Raw genomic sequence first — 25,173 nt, 5'->3', positions numbered from 1 at the left:
TGGGTCCGATCTCAGTCGCAAAAGTGATGAGTGAGGAAGTCATGGCTTATTTTTGCTTTCTGGTCGTCAAGCTGCTTGTCCGAGTGTTCTTGTCGCCAGTGTAAAAGTGGTATTGGCGGTTCCAGAGCCGCTCCCTGTCAAAGTCGCGGAACACTACAGCCTGGGCATTGAGAGCAATTGCCTTGGCCTCTTCAGGGTTTATCAAGACCATGCGTAGTGCGGTTTCAAGTGCCGACGAGTCATCGATGGGCACAACCTTCCCGCATCCCGGATGTGGAATCACATCGCGGACCCCCGTGGCATCGGTTGCCACGATTGGGGTCCCGGAAGCCGCTGCTTCCAGAAGTACGGTCGGAAGGCCTTCACGGCGGGACGGAAGGCACAGCAGGTCTAATGCCGCGTACACCGTCGCAGTATCGTCCAAGTTGCCCGTCCTGTGTACCCAGGGCTCATCGAACGCAGCTACTGTCTCTGGGCGTAGCGATTCGATCCCATCGTCCGGTCCCACCAGGACGAGGTGGACGTCATCCATGTGCTGTCTAAGTGACTGCACTGCGTCCATGAGCGCGTCGATGCCCTTGTCAGCTGTGATGCGGCCGACGAAGCCTACAACTTTGGCATCGGCAGGGATATCGTGGTCCGCGCGGAATGATGTGCGCAGCTCAGGGTCCTGTCCCTTGAGTTGATAGCTCTCGAGATCGATGCTGTTAGCAGAGCCCTTTCCGAAAACTGTGACGTCAGCCGTGAGTCCTGCCTGGATCATCTGCTCCTTCAGGGCATGGCCGACAGCCACGACGTCTGTGGAAAGCCTAATGATTGTCTTCTCGATGAGAAGCATCATCTGTTTGCTGGCGCCGGTCATGGTCTCGGATCGAAGCCCATAGACGCAGTAAATGCGCCGAGGCTTCTGCAGCACCCAGGAAGCGATTGCACCCAGCAGTGAAGCCTTCGGTGTGCCGTACACAATGACATCAGGCTGGAGCTTTCGGATGAGCCTAAAAATCCGCCAAAGTGCGCGCAGATCAGACAACACCGAAGGGTCACGTTCAATCGGCAGGGCGTGCGACGATACGTTGTCCTGCTCGGCGAGGGAACTCAAAAGACCGGTATCGCCTGATGCAACCGCAACGCGCAATCCCCGACGCTGCAGGTAACCCATCTGGCCGCTCAACTGGGAGCTAACCGAGATGTCAGTAGTCTGGATGAAAAAAATGTCTGTCGTGGATTTCATTCTTGAGCCCGCTCCCCTGCCGCCAAAGTACTTTCCCCCATGCCTAAGGATTGGCCAGCGGACGTTTGGCTGATCCGCTGGCCAAACCACAGCACCTCGGCCCTGCGGACGACGCTATCCATTTTGGGTGAGCCGAATTTCGCAAGCCAATAACCAACCTTGAGCATCAAACGGCACAACGTAGGAGGCAGCTGAAGGGGTTCCTTGTGCCCGTGCTGGAGCACAACGTCGCGCACGGTTAGTCCTTCCCACGGTTGCACACTGACAGTCCGCACACGTTCCGGCGCGTCGCCTACGGCGAGCACGTACTCCGCTAGACCGCCAAGACTGGACACCGGTGAGGGAGCGGAACCAGGTGCGGCCACGCTGGCAAGTGGTGAACGCGCGAACCTGATCAGACTCCGCGTAGTGCTTCGGCTGGGGTCCTGAATCGACGTGGCCCGGACAATCCGGACTGTCGACGGCCTCGTGAGGGTCTGATCCATGAGCAATTGCAAAGCTCGTTCGCCTAGGGCTTTGGACTGTGAATAAGGTGAGAAGGGTTGATGATCCCACGAACCGTCAAGCACAGGCCGCCGTCCCTGCACAGCAGCACTACTTATGTGGATGTACGTCGGGACACCGGCCTGCTGTGCCGCCAGCCAGATGAGGGCTGGCAAGACCGCGTTGGCACCAAAAAGCTCCAGGCTCTGGCCGCTACCTGGGGTAGCAAGTCCAGCTGCATTTACCACGACATCCTTGTCCGCAAATGAGGCGGCCAGCGCGGCGATCTCCTCGACGTGCTTGGAAGCTTCCGCTATGACCTCCTGAGCAGACCACTTTGGATCAGCCAGCACACGTGGGGCGACCTGCTTCAAGACGCCGTGGCCCGTAGAGGCCAGAACGTCGACGAGAGCGCCGCCAACAAATCCACTGCCCCCGACCACAATCCAGTCAGCCATCGAGACGGCTCCTTCCCACGTCGGCGTGACGGTTGCTCGCCCAGCGTCGAATCGCTGCCGGGGTCATGAGATACCCTGCGATAAGCACCCCGGCGATGCCCAGATATAGGACTGCTGTCCAGGGCGCTGCCTGGGCGGCAAGTATTCCCAGGGCACCTGTGGCGCAGCTGCCAGCAGCGACGATGGTGGCAACCTGGAGGTGGGTCAGACCGAGGTCTTCGAGCTGATGGTAGATGTGGCTGCGGTGGGATTCATACCAACGCTGGCCTCCGGCAATTCTGGACAGCAACGTGTACGTTGCGTCTGCCAGGTAGACGGCTATTGGCCCAAGGATTGCGAGGAGCGGCGCTCCCGAGCAGAAAGCTGCAAAAGCCATGACAGAAACTGCTGCGCCGAGCAGGTAGCTGCCGCTGTCGCCAAGGAAGATCCGATTCCGCCCAAGATTCCAAGGCAAGAAGGCGGCATAAACGGCAGCAAGTACCAATCCGGCCGCAGTCAGCCAGGGCAGCGACGTCAGCATTCCAGTCACCGCGTAAGTCCCACCGAATACGGCACCGTTCAAGCCCGAGATTCCGTCGACGCCATCCATGAAATTCGCGACATTTATGAACCCTGTTATGAACAGTCCTCCGAGCGGGATGATCCACGGTTCCGCGCCGGAAACGGCAACCACGGCCCCCGCGGCGGAAAGCCCGATCAGCAGTTGGCTTGCCACCCGATATTTGATGGAAATTCCTTTGAAGTCCTCCAGCCAGCCGGCCCCAGCCGCTGCCACGGACGTAAGAAGAACACAAATGACTAGTTTCGGCGCATGTCCTCCCGCCAAGATGACCAGACAACCGGTTATGAAGCCAACAAGGGTTGCAAGACCAGCCCCACGAATCGCCGGGGACGAATGCGAGGAACGGGCTGATGGAATGTCGACGACTCCCAGTCGCCGCAGCAAGGGCAGGACCACATATGGAGCAAGAAGGCTGGCCAGCAGTCCGAGACCCGCCGCCGCGAACTCAAACCTCACGCTGGCCCCTTCGAAGCGAGTTTGTTCGTTCCCGTTTCAAAGTCATCCGCAAAGAGCTGATACCACGCTTCGACGTCGAGGTCATCGGGCTCAAGTTGAGCGGCCATAGTATGGGAGATCTTTGGATGAATCGGACGCACATCTGATTCGTTGTGGCTGACCAAGACTTCGTGGAGCTTCTCGCCTTCGCGAAGGCCTGTATAGACAATTTCAATGTTCTTGCCGCTGGCTGCAATCATCCGCTCAGCGACATCCTGGATCCGGACAGGCTCACCCATATCCAGGATCAACACCTCTCCTGGGCTCCCGATGCCGCCCGCCTGCACGACAAGCTGGCACGCCTCGGGGATTGTCATGAAGAACCTAGTAACTTCTGGATGTGTGATGGTCAGCGGACGACCGGCAGCAATGAGTGTCTGGAACGTCGGAAGCATAGATCCCCTGCTGCCGATGACATTACCGAAGCGCACGGATAGGTACCTTCCACCACAGTTGGCGGCGGCCCAGGCGGTAAGCTGCTCAGCCAGCCGCTTTGAGTGCCCGAGTACACTCGTCGGGTCGGCGGCCTTGTCAGTAGAGATGTTTACGAAGGTCGAAACACCAGCTTCGCGAGCCGCGTTCAGGACGTTGAGTGTGCCGAGAACGTTGGTCTTCCAAGCCTCGCCCGGGTATTGCTCCAACATTGGCAAATGCTTGAGCGCAGCCGCATGAAACACCACCTCGGGTCGCCGCTCCCGGAAAATTTCCTCCAATGCCTGTGGGTCACGGATATCGGCCAGGACGACATCCTTGGTGTCGAGGAGCCCGTGCCCCGCGATTGATATCTGCGCGCTTTGAAGACCGGATTCATCGCGGTCCAGCATCATCAACTCGGCCGGTTCGAACCTGACAATCTGTCGGCACAGCTCAGACCCGATGGAACCGCCGGCCCCTGTCACAAGAACACGTTTGCCTTTAAGGTCGCCGGCAATGGAGGCCACCTCCGTGTCCACGGGATGCCGTCCAATAAGGTCTTCTATGGCGATGTCACGGACGTCCGCAGGCGCGGCTCTGCCTTCCATGATCTCGCTTAGGCTCGGTAGGACCTTGACTTGAATGCCGCAGGCTGCTGCTGCATCGGAAATGGATCGAAGGAGTTCCGAATCAGCCCTGGCAATCGACACGATCAGGACTTCAACGTCGGATTCATTGACGATCTGCGAAAGCCGGCTGCTGTCGCCCAGGACAGGGACACCTGCGAGCCTAAGGTTTCGCTTCGAAGGATCGTCGTCGATTAATCCGACAGGCTGGTAACCGGAATAAGCGTCGGCATACATATTCCTGATCAACAACTGGCCCATGTGACCCGCGCCGATAGATGAGCGTGCGCTTCGCGTCCGTTTGGGGCTTGAGCAGGCGATCGGAGTTCAGTCGGCGGAGATATCGTGAGGACCCCATGAGGAGGAAGGCCAGAGGCAGCGCCATGAGCGTTGCGCTGCGGGGAATTCCGAAGCTCTCGCCGAGGAAGACTACGGGAATGCCAACGAGCATGGCAACGGAAATAACGGTAACCAGCAGGGCCGCAGCTTCTTCAAAACTCGCAGAAGTGTACCGACCCCGGTAGAGCCAGAATAGCCAGCCGACGAGGAGTTGGGCGATGACCAAGGCGACACAAACGGCTAGCAGCGGAGGCAAGCTCATCTGACTGCCATCAAACTCGTAGCGGAAGAAAACACCGACGATTAACCCGATAATCCAAGACGCGGCATCCAAGCCAAATTGAAGGCGGTGGCTGAATGGGTTCAAATGCGAACTATTTTGGGGAGCGATCTCCGTCGAAGGCGTCCCCATAAGGTCACTTACGGTGTTGATCCGGTTGTTGTGTTTCATCGACTATCCCCAATGTTGTGCAAGTCAGGACTGAGCTGGTCCCTAGAATCGTGAAGCGCTGAAAGGCTGGTGAAACCGACATTGACGACTGAAGTCTGCATCGGGATTCGGTGCGCCCGGCATTCTCAAATGTGGAAGCGAGAGGCACCGAAGCGTACATTCCGTTGCTCCCGGCCCGCCTACGGCCTTAGGCTGCCGTGGCGCATTTCTTGGCGATTCCTGGCTTCAGTCGAACGCCTCTTGCCTTTGTCGACTTGAGGCTTGTAGTCGTAGTAATTGTGATCACCCTTGGTTGCCGGAAGACGGTTGATGACCACGCCCAACATACGCGCACGGACGGCTTCGATATTCGTGACAGCTCTGGCCAAATCGGCCTTCTTGGTTCGACCATCAACGCTCACGACCAGCAGGATGCCACTGGCGTTAGCCGCAAGGACCGCAGGGTCCGTGACTGGGAGCAAAGGTGGGGCGTCAATAATGACCACTTCATACTCAGATTCCAAGTGAGTGAGTAGCTTGTCCATGGTCGAAGACCCAAGCAACTCACTTGGGTTCGGTGCCAAACGCCCCGATGCCAAAACGTGAAGCTGGCCAGCTGGACCCCATGTCTGAATTGCGTCCTCAAGCGCCACGCTGCCCGTAAGGACGCCAGTAAGCCCCACGGAACCTTCCAAGCCCAAGTAATTGGCCACACGCGGTCGCCGCAAATCGGCATCGATGAGAAGAACTCGCGTCCCGCTTTCAGCGAGCATAATCGCCAAATTGACAGCGGTAGACGTTTTCCCTTCGCCTGGGATCGACGAGGAAACTACGACGCTCTGGTGCCCGCCACCGAGGTTCGTGAATGACAGGTGTGTCCGCAGCTGACGGAAGCCCTCTGCCCGCGGACTATATGGGTCTCCTTGCGTTAGGACAGGGGTCTTTTCCAAAGAAGGATCGCCGACGAATGTGCCCAGAATACCCGTGCTGACGACTCGCTCGATGTCATCCTGGGTCCGCAGCCGAGTATTGAGAACTTCACGTACGAACGCAAAACCAAGGCCGAGGACCAGCCCCGCAACCAAGCCTAGGATCAGGTTCATCATGGGCCGAGGTGAAGAAGGACTGACTGGCGGCTCCGCCCGTTCAAAGACGCTCAATTTCACCAACGAAACATCCTCTACGGATGCCACGCCTTTAATCAGTTCGTCCGCCGTGGAGTTGGCAATCCTGGCTGCCAGTTCGGGGTCTGCGTCGGAAGCCGTAATGTCGATGAGAACTGTTTGTGGGGGCGCCGAGGCTGCAACGCGACCCGCCAGTTTCCTTGATCCGCCTGGCATATCTTAAGTCATCTGCGACGGCCTGGAGGACGCGGGGGCTCGTAGCGAGACTTACATAAGACGTAACGCGGTTCTGCGCGAACATGTTTCCCTGGGTCACGTCAGTCGCTGAATTTCCACCCTTGACGGACACGAACAATTGTGAATGCGCGTCATAGATGGGCGTCTGGGTCAACGTTTGACCCAGTGCGACGATAACCGCCACAGCGGTGACAAGCAGTATGGAAATCCAGCGCTTGCGGATGACATGCAAGTAGGTACGCAACTCCACGGGGTTCCCCAATATTTTCGTGAGCGATTATCCATCAAGGAAGCGGAGCCGAGGCGATCGGTCCACTCACCGTTATTAGATCATGTCGTATAACCGATGTTGCAACACAGGTAGACCCTGCTTGTCATATGGTCACGCTTGATAATTTTGACGCTATCATGCATCTGCCACGCAGGTTTAAAATGAACTTCCTAGGTGGATGTTAAATTTCAACTAAAATTGGTTGACGAACTGAAGTGTGGGACTCCGAAATGTGCCGGCATAGGCCATCCCGCACGCTGCACGCATCAAGCACCCTTTACAGCAGTCCCTACCACGAGAACTTGCCCAGCTAAGGTATCGGATGCCATAGATACCAAAGAGTGAGCAAGGGACATCGGCTGCTGTCGCTCCTGTACTCTGTCTAGGTGCCCTCTGTCTTCATCTACGGGAGCTGCGTATCCCGAGATCCCTTTGAAAAGCCAAGCGAATTCGAGCTGAAAGGCTACTTCGCCAGGTCATCGCTGGGCAGTGCTTTCCGCCAAACACCAAGCCCGGATACCGCGCTACCCAACATTGATATGCTGGCGAGCCAATTCCAACAACGCATGGTTCGGGCAGACGTCCACAAGACTCTGGCGACTTCCTTGACAACCACAGAGTACGACTGGCTCGTGGTGGATTTCATCGACGAACGCATGAGCACAATCGAGCTTGGCGGGACCACCATTACACAGTCCGATGAGCTCAAGGCAATGGATTTCCCCGTTGATCCTGCCAGTGTTCATGAGCCTTGGAGTGCCACCGGATGGGCCAACCGCCTTGAAGGCCTTGGGGAGCTTGTGAGGCTAGTTGACCCTGCCAAGATCATTGTCAACCGCGTTTACTGGTCAAGTATTGACGCGTCAGGGCAGCCCTTCGGGCGTTCCCTCTGGTTCGACCGAAATAATCGACTGCTCTACAACCTGTACAAAGAGATCGAGAAGTCGCCAGGTGTCCGGTTCATCGACTATCCCGGCGGAACACCCCTGGCTGCGGATATACACAAATGGGGCAGGCAACCCTTCCATTACACAGACGCTTCGAACGAGCACTTTCTCGCGGAGCTCACGCGGTTGACCAAAGCGTAACGCGCTGGGAGGAAGTCCAGGTTTGCGAGGACTTCCCCTCTAGCGTTCGTGGAGCTGGTCAGAAATGTCTGTATTTCAGTTAGATTCACACCTTCCACCGGCAGCTAATCGCTCCCTGCATATTCCGATCTCAATCCCTGAATTGAGGTCAGGCTTCCGCAGGTAAGAGACTCCGTGGGAAAATTCACGTTGAGACCGTCGATGCCCGATGACCAAGTTTGCCGGTAATTGATTGGGACCAGCGCAATCGCGCAGTAAATTGAAAACCGCGGGTCAAATAGGTATTAACGGCCTATTGTGGAGCCACCACAGCCTGGCAGGGCAACCGCAAGGATACAGAAACCACGCAGGCCAAGCGGCTGGCTGCGCGCCCGCGGGATTGTCTGACGTCCCGCCGGTCACTGTACCCAGCCGCTATGTACTGGTCTCACCCAGGCGATGAAGGGCCTCACGGCCACTTTCAAATGCTACGTGCCACCCATGCCCCTCGGACACGGCCCAGGAGCTCCCGGCGAGTAGTTGACGCAAATAATCCGAGTAGTGGATGCACGTAATACAAGTATTCTTCGGCTTCAAGATCTAAGTACGCCAAGTAGTAATCGAGTGTCGCAGGCCTTCAACTCGAGTACTAATTACTGTTGTTAAGAACCGATACTACCCACTATTTTCGAAATGTGATGGCGATCCATTTCAGGAATGAAGTTCACATATCTGGCAAGGTTTCCATCTTCTAATTCTAGTTGGCGAGTCAGACCTTTCTTCCCGGTCCGCCGGGTTACTCGGCCCTGGTTGTTTTTCCAAGCAGCCAGCCCGGGATAACTACCTCACGGGAACCAGCGAATAGGGGTGTCTTCATGAGTAATGGCAAAGAGAATGCGGATAGCTCGCTGACAGAGCGAGGTGCCGGCATAGGGCGTCGGGGAATCTTAAATTCGTCCCCTTGGCAACGGCTGCAGTCGCCAGCGAGGGTTTGTTGGTCCTTAACTCAGGCTCAGCTCATGCTGCTGGAGTCGGGTCAACAGTGTCGGCCGCGACTGATCCTTCGGCCCAGTATGTACTGCGTACGAACGAACCCGTGAATGCCAGAGACTATGGTGCGGTCGGGGACGGCATCGCCGACGACACGGCTGCCATTAGCGCAGCACTTCGCGCTGCCGGAGGCGGATCTGTTGTCCTACCAGCAGGGACCTATTTGATTCCGTCTGCGACCCGACTCCAGATGTTCGCGAGTTACTCATCCCTGGTTGGCGATCCCTCCGGTTCGTCCGTGCTTCGGTTTACTCACCCAAGCGGGGGTATCGATGTGGGCAATGGAACGGATTTCATCTACCAGAACCTGATACAGAATCTAGTTATCGACGGGTTCAACATAGCCCAGACCCCTTTGCGACTCCGGAAGTCCGAAGAGATGGGCATGGTCAATGTCAGGGTTCATCAAGCCGTTGTTGCCGCAATCGAAACCACAGACACAAGCCTGTTTCATTCGACGCGTCTCCAACTCGCCCGTGCCCCAATCGGAATCAAGACTCTGGGTTACTTAGGCACTGCGGGACTGCACGACGGCAACTTTTATCTTTTGGACAGCATCGTTTCCGTGGAAGGTACGGGTGTCGCACACTTAGTAGTGAGCGGCGTGACTTACATTGAATTGGTCAAGGCAGGCGTCAGGTTCAACCGGATGGGAGGTCCTATCTCAATCGGTACAATACATTTTCGTGATTGTTATGTAACGAGCAGCCTGGCGGATTTTTCACTATTCAAGGGTGTTGCGGCAACTGGCATAAATGCGGGCGCTTTGCTGGCGACGGATCTCAATGCGTACCTACCAAATGTGACGACACCACCATTCGTGGACTTCAGGGGTTTAACAACTCCGGTTCGACGTTGCGAGCACGGCTCACCGGGGGAAACTTCACGCTTACGTCACTCGGATCCGGAAAACTCGTGGCCGTCCACAAATCGCAGAACTGGTTCCAGTTTTTCGTTACCCTAGCCAGCATTACGGGTGCTGCCACGAGTCAATTCGCCAACCTATATGTAACTGGAGGCGTGGCGCTCAGCCCGCTTCAACTAGTTGGCTCCGGCAGTCCAGAGAAACGCGAAATGGCGCCGGTCGGTTCGACCTACCAAAACTACGGAGGCGGCGCTGGAACAACGCTCTACGTCAAGCAGAGTGGAAACGGAAGCACTGGCTGGGTTGGTAAATGACGAGGGCGGTCATGCCCCAACAAAGTGGCGCTACTTGAAACGCATACCTCTGTTGACGACTTATGAGTCGGACCGAGGCTCCGGGGCTGGTTTCTACTCCACAGTGCAACCTAGAAACGCCTCAACATCCTCAGCAACCCGTTCCGGACACTCCCACAACACCAAGTGGCCAGTCTTCTCGTAGATCTTCAGCTGAGCTCCCGGGATACGCCTGACGAGGGTTTCTTGGTGGTGCCGCGGCACAATGTGGTCATGAGCGCCCCACAGGATGAGCGTCGGAGCTGAGATGGTTCCGGCTTCGGTTGGCGGAACAGCCTCGTAGTAGCCGCGCAAGGACGCCTTCAAAACGGCTGCCGGCATGGCCAAACCGTCCTGCACCCTGTCCTCGATGTAGGCAGCGGGCACGGTGTGCAGCAGCCGGTACCAGGACAGAGATTCCCGAACCCAGTCCTCCGAAATTGGATCAGTGAGCGCCTCTATCTCGCTCGCAAATAGTGGTTTCCCATTGAGGCTCAATGGAGATCCCACCAGAATCAGTGATGCAACGAGTTCCGGATGCATCACGGCGAGTTGTTGCGCCACGTATCCGCCGCTGGATGAACCCAATACGTGAGCCCTCGCTATACCCAGGGCATCAAACATGGCGAGAACATCTTCCACAACCGCTGTCAGCGAGTACCCGTCTTCAGGTTTGTCGGCCCCACCATGGCCGCGCAGGTCAGGCGCCACCAGAGTAAAGGATGGCAGCGAGGCAACCAACCGATCAAAACTCCGCCAGGATTCACCCCACGCATGCAACAAGACCAAGGGCTCGGCGCCGTCGTCGTTCGCTTCACCAAGGCGACCCTGCACAAAACAGGGCACGTTGATCCCGGTGCGCAGAGCGAGCATCCTGACCTCGGACTCCATGCGGCCAGCGTACGCCCGCGCTGGCTACTGCACGACCGTCTTGGGTGAACCCATTGCCGTCTGGCATTCCACGGACCGAACGATCGCTACCGGATAGACAAGCCTCCCTGGTGTCGCTATGAGCATGCGCCCAGGTGCTGTGCGATGATGCCGAAATGGAACTGATGACCTCTGAAGTATTGCGTTATGCCGCCTTTACCAATGCTCCCGACGGGGGAAATCCAGCGGGAGTTGTCCTGGACGCAATGCGGCTGTCTGACGCCAGGATGCAGGCCATCGCGGCCGAGATCGGATACGCGGAAACGGTCTTCGTGACCGAGGCGAGGGTTAATGGGGACTCCCGCCGAAACCGTGTCAGGTACTTCTCCCCGATTGCCGAGGTGCCGTTCTGCGGCCATGCCACAATTGCTTTGGCCGTCGCGCTGTCCGGGCGCGATGGTACAGGGACCTTTGTCTTCGACACGGCCGTGGGACCTGTCGCGATTGAGACTGAAGGTGAGGGCGCTGCGGTGGCAGCATCGTTCACAAGCGTTGAGCCGAGGGTGGCCGATTTCCCTGACGGTGTCCTGGCCACCCTTCTCGGTCTGCTCGGTGTGGATCGGGCCGACCTGCACCCGGCGTACCCTCCGATGGTTGCTTTTGCCGGAAACTGGCATCCAATCCTCGTCTTCGCGGATCGAAGGACCTTTGACTCGTTTGCTTTCGATCCGGATGCGATGCGTACGCTGATGGATGCCCAGAACTGGGCTGGTACTGTCACGACGCTCTGCGAGATTGGACCGGACGAGTACGACTCCCGAAACCTCTTCCCGGTTGGCACCATAGCTGAAGATCCGGCCACCGGCTCGGCAGCCGCTGCCTTCGGCGGATACCTACGCTTGCTTTCACTCGCGGAGCCGCCAAGCCGTGTGGTGGTGCGCCAAGGCAGCCACGTCGGCCGCGCGAGCGTGCTGACTGTCGACATTCCTGTGTCAGGCGGGATAGTCGTGAGTGGTGAAGCAGTCGAGCTCTCTTGAGCGGTATGAGCTGATCTTGAAGTGATGGGGCCCTACGGCAATCTGGCTGAATCCGTTGCCGTCTGGCATTCTGCGCAGCATCCGGAGTCTTCGGAAGACTCATCAGTGACGTCCGCAGCGGGCATGGCGCAACAAACGTCACCACGCCACGCGTTGATTCCTTCACGCACGGCGACGGCGGCAATCACCAGAGCTGCGCCGGCGTCGGCCCACCACCAACCCAGCGTGCTGTTCAGGATCAGACCAATGAGCAGCACAGCGGACAGATACGTGCACAGCAGTGTCTGCTTGGAGTCAGCTACGGCTGTCTTGGAACCGAGCTCACGTCCGGCTCGGCGCTGCGCCCAGGACAAAACGGGCATGATCGCCAGGCTGAGGGCCGCGATCACGATGCCGGGCGTCGAGTGCTGGGCCTCTCCCCCACCGGTGAGGGACCTGATGGAATCGAACGTGACGAAGGCAGCGAGGGCGAAGAAGGAAATCGCGATGATCCGCAGGGTTATGTGCTCGCGCCGCTCGGGGTCCTTGGCGGAGAACTGCCAGGACAATGCGACTGCGGAGGCCACCTCGATTACCGAGTCGAGCCCGAAACCAATCAAGGCCGACGAATCCGCCGCGCCGCCAGCCCACAGTGCCGCTGCTGCCTCGATCACGTTGTAGGTGATGGTGGCGGCAGCGAAAAGTCTGATCCGACGCGTCAGGATGGCTCTGCGTTCCGATGCTTCCCGCAGCTCAATGGTCATGCCACGCATGTCCCGTCGGGAGCACAGCAGTTGGGATCCACCGCCAAGACCACACCGATCAGGTCCTTGATGGCGTGACCCAGGCGTGCGTCGGCCAGTTCATACCGTGTCCTGCGCCCGTCCGGAACCGCCACAACCAGGCCGCACCCACGCAGGCAAGTCAGGTGGTTGGACATGCTCTGGCGGGAAACGCCCAGGGAATCTGCAAGCTCCGAGGGGAACGCCGGCGCATCAGCCAGGGCCAGGAGTACGCGTGCCCTGGTGGCGTCCGAGATCGCGTAGCCGAACCGAGCCAGTACCGGAGCGTGGGTGAGGGTTTCCATAACGCTAAAGTACAGCTGTGGCTGTATTCACGCAATCGTGTATTGAATCTCCGCGCGAAACGCCAAAGCCGCACGCTTCCGCACCGGGCGGCGGCAGCCCCGCCGTCGTACGCTTTCCCGACACGACAGAGGCGGAGCCACCCTGTTAGGTGGCCCCGCCTCTGGTGCGTTGGGATTATCCAGTCCTGCCCCCGTCTTTCGGGTTACCTGTTGCGTTGGTATGCAGGGTGGGTCCCACCGCGTACCGACGTGGAATTGCCGGCAGTCATGTGAAAAGTTGCGGTTTAGAGGATGCCGGTCGGAACCAGGAGGGCCCAAGCCATGGCCGGCGCCACCAGGACCACTCCACCTGCGTAGATCATCAGCTGCTTGTAGACGCGCTGACGGTCTGATTCCTGGGCATTGGCCACGATCAGTGCACCGTCGGTGGAGAAGGGAGAAACGTCCACGACAGTTGCTGCGATAGCAAGGGCTGCCACCGTTCCTGATGCACTCAACGTGCTGGACGCCAACAGCGGCCCGGCGAGCGGGATAAACGCGGTCAGCAGCGCTGTGGACGAGGCAAATGCTGAGCCGACGCCGATGACGTAGCAGAGAACCAAAGCGATCAGCAGCGGTGCGCCGAGAGCCAAAGCCATCTCTGCAAGGGTGTCGATAACGCCCACATGCTGCAGCAGGGAGACGTAGGTGATCATGCCGGCCACCAGGAGGACGGTGGACCAGGAAACGCCGCCGATAAAGGTCCGGTGTTCCTTGATGTTGATGAGTGCCAGCAGCAGGCCGGCGGAAAGAGCAACAAAGCCAATCGGCATCCGGAAGCCCAACGTGCAGACGAGCATTACACCGATCAGCACGAGCGTCAGGATCTGCTGGCCATGAGGCCGCGTGGTGCGGGGAGTTTCGAGATCCACGTTCGGGACCCCCGTGCCGTCCTTCAGCTTTCCGAAGACGGCGAACAAAGACAGGGAGAGCGCCGAGAGAAGCAGGTTGATGGCGAAGCTCGCCGCGAAGAGTCCGCCCTGGGAAATGGGGAAGCCGTTATCGTGGGCGATGTTGTGGACCAGGACGCCGGCAACCGAGAGTGGCGAGAACCCACCTGCGTGTGCGCCGTTGATGACGAAGGCACCCATGAGGACGGGGTGGATGCGTGACTCGTAAGCAAACCCCATGGCGGCAGGCGCCAGAAGTGCGACGGCGGCTGGCGAGAACGTGCCCAGCGAGGTCAGCGCCGCAGCAATAAGGAAGAAGACCCACGGCAACAGCAGCGTCTTGCCCCTGACGAGGCGCGCACAGTTCTGCACGATGATATCGATGGTTCCATTGCGGTTTGCCATGCTGAAGAAATACGTCACGCCGATGATCGTCAGGACGATGCTGGCCGGGAAGTCCTCCAGGATCTCCTTATCGGACATTCCCAGCATGAAATACCCGACGCCGAACGAGGCTACCAGCCCCATCACACCGATGTTCAGTGGCCACTTGGTAGCAACAACGAACATGAGGACGAGGATGACCAAGGGAATGATCTGGGTAGCGGTCAAGGTCGGCTCCGTTCCCGAGGTGGCCGCCGGGTTGAAAATGGCGCCTCCGAACATCAGAGCGGCCAGACCCAGGACAGCAATCACGGCTGCTGTTATCAGCAGGATACGGCGGCTGCGGTTCGGACGTTTGGAACCAGCCTCCTGAACATCATCCACTGATGTGGAGGCGGCTTGGTAATCGGTCTTAGTCATGATCTTTACTCCTCGTTGAGTGGGCTGATGTCACTGAGCGACTGATGCGAAGGAAGGCTCGACGGCGCTGCCGAGGAGTTCCGGGAGATGCAGGGTGGTGGTGGCGATGGTGCGTGCCGTACGGTCCACCCCGACCAACAGGGACCCGTCGCGTTCTTCGCTCCAGGTCTCGATCACCCCCGCAGGAGTACGAAGCCGCAGGATGGATCGCGGTTCATTGCCCGTGATGCTGTTGAGGACAGTTCCTGGGGTACTTGCTGCAAGCGTCAGGGCGATGCTTCCGGTAATTGCCAGGGCCGGGTGGGGCTTGCCCATGGAGAGCATCATGACGTTGACGTCGGCAGTGTCGCCTGCGCTGGGGGCGCCGACTATTGCGAGCTTGGGGATAGCGCGGGCAGCATCCTTGACCGTTGGGGCCAGACCCATCCGGACGGCAGCCTGCCGCCGGATCTGGTCCAGGGTGTCCAACTGCAGCTTCACTCCCGCCTGCCAACTTTCGAAGCGGGCTGTGTCCAGGCCCAGCTCCTCAGCCTTGACGATCACAACGGGAGCTCCGGCGTCGACCATTGAAACTGTCCAGCGCGTCCCGCCGGCACTTATCGTGTCCGTCGGTTCGCCGGTGGGAAGCAACTTCCCGGTCGTCTTTCCGGCAGGATCCTTGAAGCCGAGACCCACCCGGTAGCCGGGAAATACGACGCCGGGCATCTCCGCATCCGGGACGATGGGCAGGGCGCCCTCTGGGGTGGCAACGCGCTGGATGATGATCTGGCCCGTATTGGTGTTGCGCGTGACGATCCGGGTGTTGTCGCCGCTGGGCGTGACCCAGCCCTTCTCGATCGCGTACAGTCCAACAACCGCGGAGCAGTTTCCGCAGTTACTCCCCCAGTCCACGGCCGCTTCCTCGATGCCGACCTGAGCGAAGGTGAACTCGACGTCGATATCCGGGTCGGAGGGACGGCGCAGAATCATGGCCTTGCTGGTGGTGGAGGTTGACCCCCCGACGCCGTCAATCTGGCGGTGGTCAGGGCTGCCGAAAAGCCGGGGCAGCAAAGAGTCCAGGTCCTTGTGGGTTTCGTCCAGGTGTTCACCTTCGAAGACCCAACACTTGCTGGTGCCTCCACGCATCCATTCCGCTTCAATCTTCATGGCAATCCGTCCATCTCCTCATGCCGCGCTGGGTTTCAGGGGCCTATAAAAAGAATGATCCGGATCACAAATGAAGACAATGTTGGATATTTGATGGGGTGTGTAGAGATGCTTCATTCATTGAACTTCCGGGCCGCTTCTGCCTGTGCGTCTTCGGTTTATTGGTTGTCTCCTGAGGCAATTGCTGGTGGAAATCGCGGGGCATTGCATAGAATGAACCAAAATCGGAGGAGACTTAAGTGATGCTTAATGATCACGGTCAGGAATTATTCGACATTCGGCGGTTGGCTCTGCTGGTTGAGGTGGTGGAGCAGGGATCCATCACTGCTGCGGCCGATCTGATGCTCTACACGCCATCGGCGGTTTCCCAACAATTACGGAAGCTGGAACAGGAAGTAGGGCAGCCGCTTCTTACCCGCCGCTCGCGAGGAGTGGTGCCGACAGAAGCCGGCCAGGTGCTTGCAGGGCACGCCCGCAAGATGGTGGGGCAGATGCGCGCCGCCCGGAACGATCTCGACCAAATCGCCGGCCTCCGCCGCGGATCCCTGACCGTAGGCACGTTTCCCACGCTCGCCGGATCGTTCTTACCGCTCGTGATCCGCGCTTTCAAGAAGCGATACCCGGCCATCAGCCTGTCCGTCCGCAGCGCGCGTTTTGAGGAGCTGGTCTCGGACCTCGAATCCGGGGAGACCGGCCTATGCCTGCTCTGGGACTACCCTTGGAATCGCTTCCATGACGACGCCATCCGGATAACCGAAGTGTTCCAGGAAAGCACAGTCATCCTCGTAGCCAAAGGACACCACCTGGCCGACCTCGATGAAGTAAAGATGGAGGATCTGAAAAAGGAATCCTGGATCGTGCGTGCGGATGCGCATCCCGTGGTGGAAGTGCTCCGGCGCTCGGCCAACGAAGCCGGCTTCGAGCCGACCATCGGCTTCCTGGCCAACGACTACCAGGAAGCGCAGGCCATGGTCAGCGTTGGAATGGGCGTCGCCATGGTGCCCAAAACCGCCGTCGCACTCCAGCACCCCGACGTCCGGGTGCTGAGCCTCGGCGCCGCTGCCCCACTGCGCCGGGTTCTCCTCGCCCAACGCCAGGACAAGGTCTACGCCCCGGCCGAAGTCGCGTTTCACACCACGCTGTTGGAAATTGCCCGGGAGCATGTTGGGGATTACCTCTAGGCCGTCTTACTTGGTCCCATCCCCTTGGCCGCTGGAACGGATATCCTTTGTTATGCCCATCCCGGACGGACCGTCGTCGAACATCCCCGAAGAACCTGGAGATACATCCGGGGTCCTTCACGACAAGCTCACCATCCCGGAACGATACGTTGCACCCCGGAGTCAAAAGATCCTCTATGTCATCGCGGTTATCCTCGCGGTGGTCGGCGCCGGAACCTTCTTCCTCATCCTCGCCGAAGTAAAGCAAAAAATAGATCTGGCCACAGTGGATGAAACAGTCAGCTCGTGGTTCGTGAGCCAACGCTCACCGGCGGCAACCACGGTCATGGCTGTCCTCGCCACGATTTTCGGGCCTATAGTCATGCCCATCATCGTGGCGGCGGTGACCGGCATCTGGATCATCAGGGCGCGAAAACTCTGGCGGCCTCTCCTGCTGGCTGGCGCTATGCTGACCGGAGTGTTGCTCGCCCAAGTCATTACGCGTTTGGTCGAACGGCCAAGACCGCCCATGGATCTCATGGTGCTCGGCGCTGACAGCACCTACTCTTTTCCCTCCGGCCACGTGCTCGGCGCCTCCGACTTCCTTCTTGTGGGGGCATTCCTCGTCTTTTCCCGCCGCCGCAGAATAGGTGCTGTCATTGCCGGCTTCAGTGCCGCCGTCGCAGGAATCGCTACCCAAGCCATCAGCAGGCTGTACCTCGGCTATCACTGGCTAACGGATGTCCTCGCTTCCGTCTCTTTGTCACTCATAGTGCTGGCCGCAGTGATTGCCTTAGACACGTGGCGCACTACAAAGGCACTGCCCGGGCCGGAGGAGATGGCTGCGAAAAAGCGCGGCTGATGTCACGATCACTTGCCGTGCAGATCCCACTTCCTTGGTTCTATCGGGGTCCCATCACCTGTGGTGGATTGTGGCACAACCTTGATCGCTTGATTCGTGGACTTAGGTGGCCGCGGTCGCGAGCCGGGCTGCAAGAGTCCTGATGTGCTCTACGAGTTCCGGGGGCTCGTGAACCTGGAAGTTGAACCCTTTTGTTGTCACGTAGATGGCCAACTCGTCCAGCGAGTTGGATCCGGCGCGCAGGGTGCAGCTGTGCTCGTCGATGGGCTCCAGCGCTCCGGTGGTGGGGGCGATCTGCTCTGCCGCGGTCTCTGCGCTGACGTGCAGGGTGAACCGGGCCTGGTAGCGGTAGGCCGACGTGGAGATCGCCCGCGATGTGTAGCCGCTGATATCGGGATCTGGCGGGGTGCGCGGGGTGAACCGGGGGCCGGTGGGGATCCGCGGGTCGAGGCGGTCCACGCGGTAGGTGCGCCAGTCCTGGCGGTCAACGTCCCAGCCGATGAGGTACCAGCGCCGGCCCGCGTACACTACCCGGTGCGGCTCGGCCGTGCGGATGCTGCTGGTTCCGTCGTGGGTGCGGTAGTCAAAGCGCAGGCGCAGCGAGTCGCGGCAGGCGGCGGCGATGGCGGTGAGCGTGCTCGGGTCGACGGTGGGGCCGGTGTTGGCCATCGGCACGACTACCGACTGCAGGGCATTGATTCGGTGACGCAGCCGGGACGGAAGTATCTGTTCGAGCTTGGCCAGCGCCCGCACTGAGGTCTCCTCGATGCCGGTGATCGCACCAGCGGCGGCCGTGCGCAGGCCGACAGCGACTGCGACGGCTTCGTCGTCGTCGAGCAGCAGCGGCGGCAGGTCCGCGCCCGCACCCAATCGGTATCCGGCGGTGCCCGCAGTGGCCAGCACGGGGTAGCCGAGGCCGCGAAGCCGATCGATATCGCGGCGCACGGTGCGCGGAGTGATCTCCAGCCGCTCGGCCAGTTCGGTGCCGGACCAGTCGCGTCGGGTTTGCAGGAGAGAGAGCAGTCGCAGCAGCCGTGCCGATGTTTCCCACATGGCTTAAAGTCTGCCATAGTCCTAGGACCGAACCTGACCTAACCGGTGCCTAGAGTTATCGGTATGGAGAACAACAGAGAGATCCGGCCCTTCACCATCGACATTCCCCAGGCTGACTTGGACGACCTGCGGGACCGGCTCGCCAGGACCCGGTGGGCCGCGGACCTGCCCGATGCTGGCTGGAGCCGTGGCGTGCCGGTGAGCTACCTCAAGGACCTGGCCGAGTACTGGCGCGATGGCTACGACTGGCGCGCCTACGAGGGGGAACTGAACAAGTACCCCCAGTTCACCACCGAGATCGACGGGCAGAACATCCATTTCCTGCACGTGCTTTCGCCCGAGCCGGACGCGCTGCCGCTGATCCTGACCCACGGCTGGCCCGGCTCGATCGTGGAGTTCCTGAATGTCATCGGCCCGCTGACCGACCCCAGGGCACATGGTGGTGATCCGGGGGACGCGTTCCATCTGGTGATCCCTTCGATCCCTGGCAGCGGATTCTCCGGACCCACCGGCGAGGCTGGCTGGGACACCAACCGGGTGACCAGGGCCTTCGCTGAGCTGATGAACCGGCTCGGCTACGACCGCTACGGCGCACAGGGCGGGGACACCGGTGCGGTCATCTCCCCGGGGCTCGGCCGGCTCAACCCCGACAAGGTCGTCGGCGTGCATGCGAACGGGCTCTCCGCCTTTACCGAGGTGAACCCGGACGAGGTGGCGGAACTCACCGAGCCCGAGCGGGCGCGGCTGAAGCACCTGCAGTACCTAAAAACCGAGCAGTCCGGCTACATGATGATCCAAATCACCCGGCCGCAGACCCTGGCACACGGGCTGCACGACTCCCCGGCCGGGCAGTTGGCCTGGATCGTGGAGAAGTTCAAGGAATGGACAGATCCGGCCGCCGAACTGCCCGAGGACGCAGTGGACAAGGACCTGTTGCTCACCAACGTGATGCTCTACTGGCTAACTGGTACCGCCGGATCCTCAGCCAACAGCTACTACGAGACCGCGCACTCCGGAGCCTGGGGCGCGAGTGAACGTTCCACGGTCCCGACAGGGGTGGCGGTATTTCCCATGGACGTCTCGATCCGACGCACCCTCGAGCTCGAACACGCGGTGGTGCACTGGTCGGAATTCAGCCGCGGCGGCCACTTCGCCGCCATGGAAGCCCCCGACCTGCTCATCGAAGACGTCCGAAAGTTCTTCAGGAACCTGCACTGAAACCACAGTGATGGCGATCCCTTGGTCATCTGACATGTACACGCTCTGCTCGGGCCCCGTGTATGGATAGCAGTTTCCGTCAGCATGGGTCCCAATCGTCCAGAGCGTCCGTTCGCCCGGGCCGAGGCTTAGGGTGGGACATGACCGACGAACAAAAGACTTGGCACGACAGACACAAGGCTTCCCTTACCAAGGGGCAGCGCGCGGCGGACATCATGCGGAACGGGATGGGAAGCTGGCCGTTCGTGGGAAGCTTCATCGTCTTCATGATGATCTGGGCCGGCATCAACACCTTGGCACTGGTGACGAAAGCCTGGGACCCCTACCCCTACATACTCCTGAACCTCCTGCTTTCAATGCTGGCAGGACTTCAAGGCGCCATCCTTCTGATCGCCGCCAAACGACAGGACGCCATCGCCGCGGCCATGGCCCAGCACGACTACGACACCAACCTGAAAGCAAAGGAAGAGATCGAACTCCTGATCACCATCAACCGTGAGCAGCTTGCGATCCTGCGGGAACTTACGAATATCAGGGGTTCCTGAAGGAGGAAACCTTCCCAGACCGCATGCAGCAAGGAAGTCAGTGCCGAGCATTTCCGCGAGCATGTGGCCGACCAGGCTTACCGATGCCAGCTTTGCTGACTCCATTGATCCCTCCTCCCGGCGTCGAATTCGGTTGGATTGGGAGACGATGGAGGAGAAGGATGAGCCATATCAGCACTCGCGCACACCATAGAAATCGATCGCCCACCAGATGAGGTATTGCGTATGCGGGCGAGCGAGCCGCTGCACTTTCCCGAGTGCCAGGCTGACGTCCTGGAGGTGCACTTCGAGAACGCGGGCGGCAGCGAGGTGGGGACCCGGTTCACGACCACCCCGCGGATCGGACCCAACGAACGCACAATGACCCAGAAGATCACGGAGTTCGAGCCGCCCCATCGGTTCGCCGCACACGGCCTCGAGGGGGCTCCAAGGCATCGGACTCCTCGAATAGCGCCCTGACAAGCTCGTACACGCCTAACCAACCGGAGCGTGCCGAACTGTCCCCGCATGACCGCAGCCTGCGAGTACCGCCCCTTCCTGCTGCTGGTGCAGTGCCGTAAAGTCAGGTCATGAATGCTTCGGCTTCCGACCCGGATCCAGTGCTCGATCCCACCGCCGGGTTCCGACGCCGTAGCGCCGCGATCGCCTTGCCGGTCGCCTTCGTCTGTCAGCTAGTCTGCAATGCGATCTACGCCGGCGTATCAACCTCGACCGGCCTCAGCGACACGGGCAGCTCCGCCGGTGGCCTCGAGCTGGCCGCTGCGGCTCCCGGCGCCCTGCTGGCAGCCGTCATGTTCGCTCTTGTCGGATCACTGCTGGCAGTGCTCGGGCTTCCCGCTGCGCTGCGACTGCTGCGTCCGGCCCGTCCGCGACTGTCCTTGTGGGCGGTGGCGCTGATGGTCGCCGGTTACATCAGCTACTTCGGCATTAGCTTCGCCAACCTCGACAGGATCGCCCTGGCCACGAGCGGCGTGGATGCGGCCGCCGCCCTGGATGCATCGCCCACGGGGACGTGGGGCGCGCCGTTCTACCTGCTGTTCGCGATCGGCAATCTTGTCGGCACGCTGCTGCTCGGCCTCGCGGTGATCCTGGCCGGGCGCGCCGTCGGGGTGCCGTCGTGGGCGGGCGCGCTCATCATCTGCTGGACCATCGGCCACGTCATCAACATCGTCGTCGGCAACGAGTGGTTCGCCGTGGCCGGTGGCGCGCTTGAGATCGTCGGGCTCACGTTCGTTTCCGCGGCGGTGTGGCGGTCGACGAACGCGGACTGGGTGGCGCGGGGCTGACCCACGGTCTCCCCTCTCATTGATCCAAACTCGCCGGGTCGATTTCGCTTGGACTGAGAGACGATGGAGGAGAAGGAGGAGCCATGTCAGCACTCACGCACACCATAGAAATCGACCGTCCGCCAGATGAGGTTTTTGCGTATGCGAGCGACCCGCTGCGCTTCCCGGAGTGGCAGGCTGACGTCCTGGAGGTGCACTTCGAGGGCGACGGCGGCAGGGAGGTTGGGTCGCGGTTCACCACCACCCGTCGGATCGGCCCCAACGAGCGCACGATGACCCAGGAAATCACGGACGTCGAGCCGCCCCATCGGTTTGCCGCACACGGCGTTGAGGGCCCGATCCGCCCTCACGCGAGCATCGACGTCGAACCGCTCGACGACGGCGCGAGGTCGCGGGTGACGTTCGAGCTCGATTTCGAGGGGCACGGCTTCGGCAAGGCGCTCGTGCCCGCCGTACGTCAGCTCGCCTCGCGGGGTGCCCCAGCGAGCCACAGGCGGCTTAAGGAGCGGCTCGAGGCGGACGGATAGCACCTATTAGGGAATCTGCAGTTAGTCCTGTCGGATTTGCATCATCAGCCCGAAGAGGTCCGGGAGACCGTGCTCTTCACTGATCTGACCCTTTGTGAATCGATAGATGTTCATTGCCTGGGTTTGGATGGGTTTGCCTGTTGCAGGTACGCCGAGGAAGTCCCCTTGGTGTGTGCCACGAAGGATGAATCGTGCGGCAACCGTGTTTCCTTCGATGATGGTTTCCTCCAGTGACCACTGGACGTCGGGAAACGCCTGTCGCATTATCCCGATGATTTCGAGGTAGCCGCTGGGACCCTGCACTGGCTCTGGCAGAAAGGGCACATGGAATGTTGCCGACGGCGAGATGATCTCATCACCAATCTTTTCGTCGGCTGAATTGATGAATTCAACGAATCGGTCCATGCGTCCGCGGAGTTCTTCAGTCATTTTGCTGCTTCCTTCACGTCTCTATTTGGCTACGGCACACACCGCTGGTTAGCGGCTATTAATTGATGAACTCGGGGTCACGCAAGCGTGTCAGCTCGCTCGCTCGGCAGCCGCCATCGACCGATTGGCATTTCGCAGCCGGCCCAGCAGTTCCACGAGATCATGAGTGGTTTGCTCGGTAAGCACGGGATTCAGCCGCAGATACAACTCGGCTTCAACAGTCTTCCTGGCCCGTTCCAGCAGCATGCGACCGTCCGCCGTTAGCTCGATGAGGGAGGATCTGCGATCGTCCGGGTTATTTCTCCGACGGCAATATCCGGACTTTTCAATCCGGTCAATGAGCTTGCTTGTGCCTCCGACGGTAATCGCAAGAGCCGAGGCCACATCGAATACCCGGCAGGCGCCCAAGCGATCGACGACGGCCATCGGTTCAAATCTGCTCATGGGGAGGCCATGCTCTTTGCGCAATCTGCTGTCGAGCGCGTCCCACAGCTCAGTTTCCAATCGGGTCAGTTCGCTGAAGAGAGGGTATAGAGACCAAGTTTCGATGCTCTTGTTCATAAAGAGACCCTAACACTTTGTTTCCATGGAACATAGTTCTAAGGAAACAAACGATTGAGGTCGCTAGCGGTTGCTGGGTGGAGCCTACAGCTTCGCCCAGCCTCCGCAGCCTTCGCTGATGAACCTCTGGCCCCGGACCAGTTTCACCGTGGGGAATCCACTCGTCACAGCTCCCTCGGAGCTGTCAATGCTGTCCGGGCGCGTGATCTGCCAGGAGCAGGAGCGGCTAACCTCATTCGTGGTTCGATACGTTCCTGGGGCGATATCCTTCCCAACAATCCACGTCCCGTCCTGGATGATCCCGTCTTGAACGGTCCCGTTTTGAATGGTGCTCGGAGCTTGCGGAGCAGCGGCAACAGCCGAATCACGAACGGCTTCAGTCCCGGCAGCAACCACGCCGAGGAAAAGTGACGCCGCTCCGGCGACGGCAACCACTATCGCTGCCTGTTTGCGTGGTAACGCTGCCCAGGAGGGCCTCTTGAAAATGAGCGAATAGAGACCAGTAAGCAGCGCTGCCAGGCCGATAAAAATCAGGATCGATTCGCCGTTCCCCGTAACAGCATTGGCCAGGGCAAGTACGGCAAGCAATGCTCCGACGATCCAAAAGGACGGACTGAAGCGCTTCTTGGAACCGCTGGACCAATTTTCGGGTGCAGGATATGGCGGCGATGGTGGGGGTCCGAAGCCCGGTTGTTGGAAGGGCTGCTGCTGGTAGTAGGGCTGGTACTGAAAAGGTGATTGCTGGAAAGGCCCCTGCTGGAACGGCGGCTGCTGGGACGGCGGCTGCTCGTACTGGTGTGGCGCCGGAGCAGCGGCCGGTGCTGCAAAGGGCTGCGACGACCCGTACGGAGGCACTCCCGGCGGCGCAAATGGCTGCGGCTGTTGCAGCGGCACCGCTGGCACGTCCGACTGGCCGTAAGCCGCACCATCCGTGTCATTCGTCATCAAATTCCCCCAATGAAAGTAACCCTTATGACGCGTTCCTCAGCAGCTGGCCCAGCTACGCATCAGACTACGACATCGAGCCCGAACATCAGGGGCTTTCCAGAACATCTTCCGGGCATGACTGAACGCCGGGAACGCCAGTGCCCTACCGGCGGAAAGGGCGCGCCGCCTAAACTGAGGGGCAAACGCTACGAAGACTGGGAACTCACCGATCCCGCCGACCAGCCCCTCGACACCGTCCGGGCCATCCGCGACGATATCCACGACCGTGTGAAAAACCTAGTCGCCTCCCTCACGAAAGAAGCAGCACTCTAATGACCGCCGAACACCCCTCCGTCCTGTTCGTCTGCAGCAAGAACGGCGGCAAATCCCAGCTCGCCGCCGGTCTCATGCGAGACCTGGCCGGGAAGGGCCTCTCGGTCTACTCCGCCGGCACCAAACCAGCTGAGTCCTTGAATGGCCAAGCCGTGGACTCGCTGGCGGAGTTGGGCATCGACGTCACCGGCGAATACCCCAAACCGATAACAGACGAAGTCCTCAACTCCGTGGACGCCGTAATCGTCCTCGGAACCGAAGCCAAGCTCGACCCACCAGCCGGAAAGCGTTTCGAGATTTGGGAAACCGACGAACCCTCCGAACGCGGCATCGAAGGTATGGAACGCATGCGTTTGGTTCGCGACGACATCAAGGCACGGGTCGAAAAGCTCTACGACGAACTCGTTCAGAACTGACCTCCTGCCCCTAATCCACC

Annotated in this window: 27 protein-coding genes and 1 pseudogene; 11 read left to right on the top strand and 17 right to left on the bottom strand. The window is 59.9% G+C overall.

The annotated features are described in order from the left end of the window. Positions 1-46: 46 nt before the first annotated feature. The 7 genes and pseudogenes from ACTAQJ_RS22195 to ACTAQJ_RS22165 all read right to left on the bottom strand — a co-directional run. Positions 47-1,231 carry a glycosyltransferase gene (locus ACTAQJ_RS22195; RefSeq protein ID WP_498699450.1) on the bottom strand — a complete coding sequence of 395 codons (1,185 nt, stop codon included), beginning with the start codon at positions 1,229-1,231 and terminating at the stop codon, positions 47-49. After that, positions 1,228-2,172 carry an NAD-dependent epimerase/dehydratase family protein gene (locus ACTAQJ_RS22190; RefSeq protein ID WP_498699448.1) on the bottom strand — a complete coding sequence of 315 codons (945 nt, stop codon included), beginning with the start codon at positions 2,170-2,172 and terminating at the stop codon, positions 1,228-1,230. Before ACTAQJ_RS22190 ends, ACTAQJ_RS22195 begins: the two co-directional genes overlap by 4 nt. Further along, on the bottom strand, positions 2,165-3,190 hold the full coding sequence (locus ACTAQJ_RS22185) for an MraY family glycosyltransferase (RefSeq protein WP_498699447.1): 1,026 nt from the start codon (positions 3,188-3,190) through the stop codon (positions 2,165-2,167). The genes ACTAQJ_RS22190 and ACTAQJ_RS22185 overlap by 8 nt, the downstream gene beginning before the upstream one ends. Then, a complete protein-coding gene (locus ACTAQJ_RS22180; protein ID WP_498699446.1) occupies positions 3,187-4,506 on the bottom strand; it encodes a polysaccharide biosynthesis protein in 1,320 nt (439 codons plus the stop codon). Before ACTAQJ_RS22180 ends, ACTAQJ_RS22185 begins: the two co-directional genes overlap by 4 nt. After that, a complete protein-coding gene (locus ACTAQJ_RS22175) occupies positions 4,433-5,059 on the bottom strand; it encodes a hypothetical protein (RefSeq protein WP_498699444.1) in 627 nt (208 codons plus the stop codon). The genes ACTAQJ_RS22180 and ACTAQJ_RS22175 overlap by 74 nt, the downstream gene beginning before the upstream one ends. 179 nt (positions 5,060-5,238) lie before the next feature. Further along, the gene (locus tag ACTAQJ_RS22170) at positions 5,239-6,378 is read right to left on the bottom strand and encodes a tyrosine-protein kinase domain-containing protein (protein WP_498699443.1); all 1,140 of its coding nucleotides are present in this window, start codon (positions 6,376-6,378) and stop codon (positions 5,239-5,241) included. 64 nt (positions 6,379-6,442) lie between these two features. Further along, positions 6,443-6,649: pseudogene (locus ACTAQJ_RS22165) on the bottom strand (Wzz/FepE/Etk N-terminal domain-containing protein); the annotation flags it as partial. A gap of 407 nt (positions 6,650-7,056) precedes the next feature. On the opposite strand from ACTAQJ_RS22165, the gene ACTAQJ_RS22160 reads away from it, so the two are divergent. Further along, positions 7,057-7,758 carry a DUF6270 domain-containing protein gene (locus ACTAQJ_RS22160; protein WP_498699442.1) on the top strand — a complete coding sequence of 234 codons (702 nt, stop codon included), beginning with the start codon at positions 7,057-7,059 and terminating at the stop codon, positions 7,756-7,758. Positions 7,759-8,833: 1,075 nt separating this feature from the next. Further along, positions 8,834-9,751 carry a glycosyl hydrolase family 28-related protein gene (locus ACTAQJ_RS22155; protein WP_498699440.1) on the top strand — a complete coding sequence of 306 codons (918 nt, stop codon included), beginning with the start codon at positions 8,834-8,836 and terminating at the stop codon, positions 9,749-9,751. A 308-nt stretch (positions 9,752-10,059) separates the two neighbouring features. Here the strand turns inward: ACTAQJ_RS22155 and ACTAQJ_RS22150 are convergent, their stop codons facing one another. Then, on the bottom strand, positions 10,060-10,875 hold the full coding sequence (locus ACTAQJ_RS22150; protein WP_498699437.1) for an alpha/beta fold hydrolase: 816 nt from the start codon (positions 10,873-10,875) through the stop codon (positions 10,060-10,062). Positions 10,876-11,030: 155 nt separating this feature from the next. Here ACTAQJ_RS22150 and ACTAQJ_RS22145 point away from each other — a divergent pair, with 155 nt between their 5' ends. Further along, complete coding sequence (locus ACTAQJ_RS22145) at positions 11,031-11,891, top strand: PhzF family phenazine biosynthesis protein (RefSeq protein WP_498699436.1); 861 nt, start codon at positions 11,031-11,033, stop codon at positions 11,889-11,891. Positions 11,892-11,923: 32 nt separating this feature from the next. On the opposite strand, the gene ACTAQJ_RS22140 is transcribed toward ACTAQJ_RS22145, so the two are convergent. The 4 genes from ACTAQJ_RS22140 to ACTAQJ_RS22125 all read right to left on the bottom strand — a co-directional run bounded on the left by ACTAQJ_RS22140 (position 11,924) and on the right by ACTAQJ_RS22125 (position 15,836). Continuing rightward, complete coding sequence (locus ACTAQJ_RS22140; protein WP_498699434.1) at positions 11,924-12,634, bottom strand: cation efflux transmembrane domain-containing protein; 711 nt, start codon at positions 12,632-12,634, stop codon at positions 11,924-11,926. Next, positions 12,631-12,957: an ArsR/SmtB family transcription factor gene (locus tag ACTAQJ_RS22135; RefSeq protein ID WP_431116184.1), complete on the bottom strand. Its 327-nt coding sequence runs from the start codon at positions 12,955-12,957 to the stop codon at positions 12,631-12,633. The genes ACTAQJ_RS22140 and ACTAQJ_RS22135 overlap by 4 nt, the downstream gene beginning before the upstream one ends. 284 nt (positions 12,958-13,241) lie before the next feature. Further along, positions 13,242-14,690 (bottom strand): SLC13 family permease, encoded by a 1,449-nt coding sequence (locus ACTAQJ_RS22130; protein ID WP_498699431.1) that lies wholly within the window; start codon positions 14,688-14,690, stop codon positions 13,242-13,244. Positions 14,691-14,720: 30 nt separating this feature from the next. Further along, positions 14,721-15,836, bottom strand: a complete 1,116-nt coding sequence (locus ACTAQJ_RS22125; RefSeq protein WP_498699430.1) for a PrpF domain-containing protein — start codon at positions 15,834-15,836, stop codon at positions 14,721-14,723. Between the two features lie 242 nt (positions 15,837-16,078). Here ACTAQJ_RS22125 and ACTAQJ_RS22120 point away from each other — a divergent pair, with 242 nt between their 5' ends. Further along, positions 16,079-17,017, top strand: coding sequence for a LysR family transcriptional regulator (locus ACTAQJ_RS22120; RefSeq protein ID WP_498702240.1), 939 nt, complete (start codon positions 16,079-16,081; stop codon positions 17,015-17,017). A gap of 52 nt (positions 17,018-17,069) precedes the next feature. Next, on the top strand, positions 17,070-17,858 hold the full coding sequence (locus ACTAQJ_RS22115) for a phosphatase PAP2 family protein (RefSeq protein WP_431116191.1): 789 nt from the start codon (positions 17,070-17,072) through the stop codon (positions 17,856-17,858). Between the two features lie 102 nt (positions 17,859-17,960). On the opposite strand, the gene ACTAQJ_RS22110 is transcribed toward ACTAQJ_RS22115, so the two are convergent. Continuing rightward, on the bottom strand, positions 17,961-18,911 hold the full coding sequence (locus tag ACTAQJ_RS22110) for a helix-turn-helix transcriptional regulator (RefSeq protein ID WP_431116193.1): 951 nt from the start codon (positions 18,909-18,911) through the stop codon (positions 17,961-17,963). A gap of 63 nt (positions 18,912-18,974) precedes the next feature. Between ACTAQJ_RS22110 and ACTAQJ_RS22105 the strand changes: the two genes are divergently transcribed. Then, entirely contained in the window at positions 18,975-20,129 is a 1,155-nt protein-coding gene (locus ACTAQJ_RS22105) for an epoxide hydrolase family protein (RefSeq protein ID WP_431116194.1), read from the top strand. Between the two features lie 140 nt (positions 20,130-20,269). Next, positions 20,270-20,674, top strand: a complete 405-nt coding sequence (locus tag ACTAQJ_RS22100) for a DUF1003 domain-containing protein (protein WP_431116195.1) — start codon at positions 20,270-20,272, stop codon at positions 20,672-20,674. A gap of 171 nt (positions 20,675-20,845) precedes the next feature. Here ACTAQJ_RS22100 and ACTAQJ_RS22095 read toward each other — a convergent pair whose 3' ends face one another. Next, complete coding sequence (locus tag ACTAQJ_RS22095) at positions 20,846-21,109, bottom strand: hypothetical protein (protein WP_431116196.1); 264 nt, start codon at positions 21,107-21,109, stop codon at positions 20,846-20,848. Between the two features lie 134 nt (positions 21,110-21,243). Here ACTAQJ_RS22095 and ACTAQJ_RS22090 point away from each other — a divergent pair, with 134 nt between their 5' ends. Then, complete coding sequence (locus ACTAQJ_RS22090; protein ID WP_431116197.1) at positions 21,244-21,960, top strand: hypothetical protein; 717 nt, start codon at positions 21,244-21,246, stop codon at positions 21,958-21,960. Positions 21,961-22,043: 83 nt separating this feature from the next. Then, positions 22,044-22,487, top strand: a complete 444-nt coding sequence (locus ACTAQJ_RS22085; RefSeq protein WP_431116198.1) for an SRPBCC family protein — start codon at positions 22,044-22,046, stop codon at positions 22,485-22,487. A 21-nt stretch (positions 22,488-22,508) separates the two neighbouring features. Here the strand turns inward: ACTAQJ_RS22085 and ACTAQJ_RS22080 are convergent, their stop codons facing one another. From ACTAQJ_RS22080 to ACTAQJ_RS22070, 3 genes are all read right to left on the bottom strand, one after another. Continuing rightward, on the bottom strand, positions 22,509-22,916 hold the full coding sequence (locus ACTAQJ_RS22080; protein ID WP_431116199.1) for an ester cyclase: 408 nt from the start codon (positions 22,914-22,916) through the stop codon (positions 22,509-22,511). A 90-nt stretch (positions 22,917-23,006) separates the two neighbouring features. Further along, entirely contained in the window at positions 23,007-23,360 is a 354-nt protein-coding gene (locus ACTAQJ_RS22075) for a MarR family transcriptional regulator (protein ID WP_498699425.1), read from the bottom strand. Positions 23,361-23,561: 201 nt separating this feature from the next. After that, the gene (locus ACTAQJ_RS22070; RefSeq protein WP_431116201.1) at positions 23,562-24,422 is read right to left on the bottom strand and encodes an Rv1352/Rv1906c domain-containing protein; all 861 of its coding nucleotides are present in this window, start codon (positions 24,420-24,422) and stop codon (positions 23,562-23,564) included. A gap of 117 nt (positions 24,423-24,539) precedes the next feature. Between ACTAQJ_RS22070 and ACTAQJ_RS22065 the strand changes: the two genes are divergently transcribed. Beyond that, a complete protein-coding gene (locus tag ACTAQJ_RS22065; RefSeq protein WP_431116202.1) occupies positions 24,540-24,737 on the top strand; it encodes a low molecular weight phosphatase family protein in 198 nt (65 codons plus the stop codon). Continuing rightward, positions 24,737-25,153, top strand: coding sequence for an arsenate-mycothiol transferase ArsC (locus ACTAQJ_RS22060; protein ID WP_431116203.1), 417 nt, complete (start codon positions 24,737-24,739; stop codon positions 25,151-25,153). Before ACTAQJ_RS22065 ends, ACTAQJ_RS22060 begins: the two co-directional genes overlap by 1 nt. Positions 25,154-25,173 lie beyond the last annotated feature (20 nt).

The sequence above is a fragment of the Arthrobacter sp. alpha11c genome, from assembly GCF_054149985.1.
This window is presented reverse-complemented; position numbering and strand designations above follow the sequence as displayed.

Bases quoted from the DNA above. Each gene is read 5' to 3' on its own strand.
- ACTAQJ_RS22175 (WP_498699444.1), bottom strand. From the start codon at position 5,059: ATGAAACACAACAACCGGATCAACACCGTAAGTGACCTTATGGGGACG.
- ACTAQJ_RS22190 (WP_498699448.1), bottom strand. From the start codon at position 2,172: ATGGCTGACTGGATTGTGGTCGGGGGCAGTGGATTTGTTGGCGGCGCT.
- ACTAQJ_RS22150 (WP_498699437.1), bottom strand. From the start codon at position 10,875: ATGGAGTCCGAGGTCAGGATGCTCGCTCTGCGCACCGGGATCAACGTG.
- ACTAQJ_RS22105 (WP_431116194.1), top strand. From the start codon at position 18,975: ATGGAGAACAACAGAGAGATCCGGCCCTTCACCATCGACATTCCCCAG.
- ACTAQJ_RS22115 (WP_431116191.1), top strand. From the start codon at position 17,070: ATGCCCATCCCGGACGGACCGTCGTCGAACATCCCCGAAGAACCTGGA.
- ACTAQJ_RS22080 (WP_431116199.1), bottom strand. From the start codon at position 22,916: ATGACTGAAGAACTCCGCGGACGCATGGACCGATTCGTTGAATTCATC.
- ACTAQJ_RS22110 (WP_431116193.1), bottom strand. From the start codon at position 18,911: ATGTGGGAAACATCGGCACGGCTGCTGCGACTGCTCTCTCTCCTGCAA.
- ACTAQJ_RS22120 (WP_498702240.1), top strand. From the start codon at position 16,079: ATGCTTAATGATCACGGTCAGGAATTATTCGACATTCGGCGGTTGGCT.
- ACTAQJ_RS22130 (WP_498699431.1), bottom strand. From the start codon at position 14,690: ATGACTAAGACCGATTACCAAGCCGCCTCCACATCAGTGGATGATGTT.
- ACTAQJ_RS22060 (WP_431116203.1), top strand. From the start codon at position 24,737: ATGACCGCCGAACACCCCTCCGTCCTGTTCGTCTGCAGCAAGAACGGC.
- ACTAQJ_RS22195 (WP_498699450.1), bottom strand. From the start codon at position 1,231: ATGAAATCCACGACAGACATTTTTTTCATCCAGACTACTGACATCTCG.
- ACTAQJ_RS22140 (WP_498699434.1), bottom strand. From the start codon at position 12,634: ATGACCATTGAGCTGCGGGAAGCATCGGAACGCAGAGCCATCCTGACG.
- ACTAQJ_RS22100 (WP_431116195.1), top strand. From the start codon at position 20,270: ATGACCGACGAACAAAAGACTTGGCACGACAGACACAAGGCTTCCCTT.
- ACTAQJ_RS22075 (WP_498699425.1), bottom strand. From the start codon at position 23,360: ATGAGCAGATTTGAACCGATGGCCGTCGTCGATCGCTTGGGCGCCTGC.
- ACTAQJ_RS22125 (WP_498699430.1), bottom strand. From the start codon at position 15,836: ATGAAGATTGAAGCGGAATGGATGCGTGGAGGCACCAGCAAGTGTTGG.
- ACTAQJ_RS22095 (WP_431116196.1), bottom strand. From the start codon at position 21,109: ATGCCTTGGAGCCCCCTCGAGGCCGTGTGCGGCGAACCGATGGGGCGG.
- ACTAQJ_RS22145 (WP_498699436.1), top strand. From the start codon at position 11,031: ATGGAACTGATGACCTCTGAAGTATTGCGTTATGCCGCCTTTACCAAT.
- ACTAQJ_RS22085 (WP_431116198.1), top strand. From the start codon at position 22,044: ATGTCAGCACTCACGCACACCATAGAAATCGACCGTCCGCCAGATGAG.
- ACTAQJ_RS22065 (WP_431116202.1), top strand. From the start codon at position 24,540: ATGACTGAACGCCGGGAACGCCAGTGCCCTACCGGCGGAAAGGGCGCG.
- ACTAQJ_RS22135 (WP_431116184.1), bottom strand. From the start codon at position 12,957: ATGGAAACCCTCACCCACGCTCCGGTACTGGCTCGGTTCGGCTACGCG.
- ACTAQJ_RS22070 (WP_431116201.1), bottom strand. From the start codon at position 24,422: ATGACGAATGACACGGATGGTGCGGCTTACGGCCAGTCGGACGTGCCA.
- ACTAQJ_RS22090 (WP_431116197.1), top strand. From the start codon at position 21,244: ATGAATGCTTCGGCTTCCGACCCGGATCCAGTGCTCGATCCCACCGCC.
- ACTAQJ_RS22170 (WP_498699443.1), bottom strand. From the start codon at position 6,378: ATGCCAGGCGGATCAAGGAAACTGGCGGGTCGCGTTGCAGCCTCGGCG.
- ACTAQJ_RS22180 (WP_498699446.1), bottom strand. From the start codon at position 4,506: ATGTATGCCGACGCTTATTCCGGTTACCAGCCTGTCGGATTAATCGAC.